The 1,512-nt window shown below is 82.1% G+C and carries 1 pseudogene; it reads right to left on the reverse strand.

The features are described 5' to 3' along the window. Positions 1 to 517: 517 nt before the first annotated feature. Positions 518 to 1,453 (reverse strand): annotated as a pseudogene (hemC, locus tag HLB09_RS16980) (hydroxymethylbilane synthase); the annotation flags it as partial. Between the last annotated feature and the right edge of the window lie 59 nt (positions 1,454 to 1,512).

Consider the following 1,512-nt stretch of genomic DNA (forward strand, 5'->3'; position numbering starts at 1 on the left):
GGGCGGCGGCGGCCGCCCGCGCCGGCGGCGGGAGCCTCCCCCGGGCGAGGGGAGGCCGGGCCGCCGTCGGGCAGGGCGCCGTCGGGGAGGGCCGTGCCGTCGACGGGCGAGGTGGTGTCCACCCCGCCCGCGGCGGGGCGCTCGTCGAGCTGGAGGTCGGTGCGCGCGGTCACGCTTCACTCTCCTGGGAGCTGGCCGGCCGCCGGTGGGCGGACGGGCCGGTCGGTGCGGTCACGGGGGACGTCCGGGCGTCCTCGGACGGCTGCGCCCCGGGCGTCGGCCCCGCGCCGTGCGCGGGACGGTCCGAGGACGGGGAGCCGGCGGGGGGCAGGGCCGGGGACGGCGCCGGGGTCGACGCGCTGGGGTCCGGGAGGTCGTCGAGCAGGGGGCTCGACGGGGAGCCCGCGGACGGGGTCGAGGAGGAGGGCGCGGCGCCCGGCCCGGAGGGGTCGGCGCCGGGCAGGGGCAGCTGCTCGTCGCGCGGGCCCGCGCCGGGGGCGGAGGGGCCGACGTCCGCGAGGTCCGCCGCCCCCTGCGCCAGGAGGTCGGCCGCGAGGCGGCGTCCCAGGCCGACCGGGTCGGCGTCGTCGCCGCGGGCGGAGCAGCGCAGCACGCGCGAGCCGTCGTGCGAGGCCGCGACGGCGGTTAGCACCATCTCGCCCCCGCCCTCGCCGCCGTCGGTCCGCGCGAGCGCCCCGACGGGGGCGCTGCACCCGGCCTCGAGGGCGCCGAGGAGGGCGCGCTCGGCCGTGGTGGCCGACCGGGCCAGCGGGTCGTCGAGCGCCGCGCAGGCCAGCGCCGTCGCCTCGTCGTCGGCGCGGCACTCGAGCGCGAGCGCCCCCTGCGCGGGGGCGGGCAGCACCTGCTCGACGTCGAGGACGTCGGTGACCTCGCCGGAGCGGCCCAGGCGGGCGAGCCCGGCCGCCGCGAGGACGACGGCGTCGAGGCGCCCGGAGGTGACCATGCCGACGCGGGTGTCCACGTTGCCGCGGACGTCGACGACGTCGAGCCCGAGCCCGAGGGCGCGCAGCTGCGCGGCCCGGCGCGGCGACCCGGTGCCCACCCGCGCGCCGGGCGGGAGGTCGGCGAGACCCGCTCCCCCGGCGGCCACGAGGACGTCGCGCGGGTCCTCGCGCGGGGGGACCGCCGCGAGGACGAGCCCGTCGGCGGGGGCGGTGGGCAGGTCCTTCATCGAGTGCACGGCGAGGTCGACGCGGCCCTCGAGCAGGGCCTCGCGCAGGGCGGTGACGAAGACGCCGGTGCCGCCGATCTGGCGCAGCGGGGCGCGGTCGACGTCGCCGCGGGTGGTGACCTCGACGAGGACGACCTCGCGCCCGCTCGTCTCCCGCAGCCGCTCGGCGACCATCTCGGACTGCGCGCGCGCCAGGGCGCTGCGGCGGGTCCCCAGGCGCAGCGGGGTCGCGCCGACCTCCGGCGCCGCGGCGGCGCTCACCGCGGGCCCCCGTCGTCGTGGCCCGCCGAGGGGTCCGGGAGGTGGCCCGGCACGGCCAG

Origin of the sequence: Pseudokineococcus marinus (genome assembly GCF_013004605.1) — a bacterium.
Lineage (GTDB): Bacteria > Actinomycetota > Actinomycetes > Actinomycetales > Quadrisphaeraceae > Pseudokineococcus > Pseudokineococcus marinus.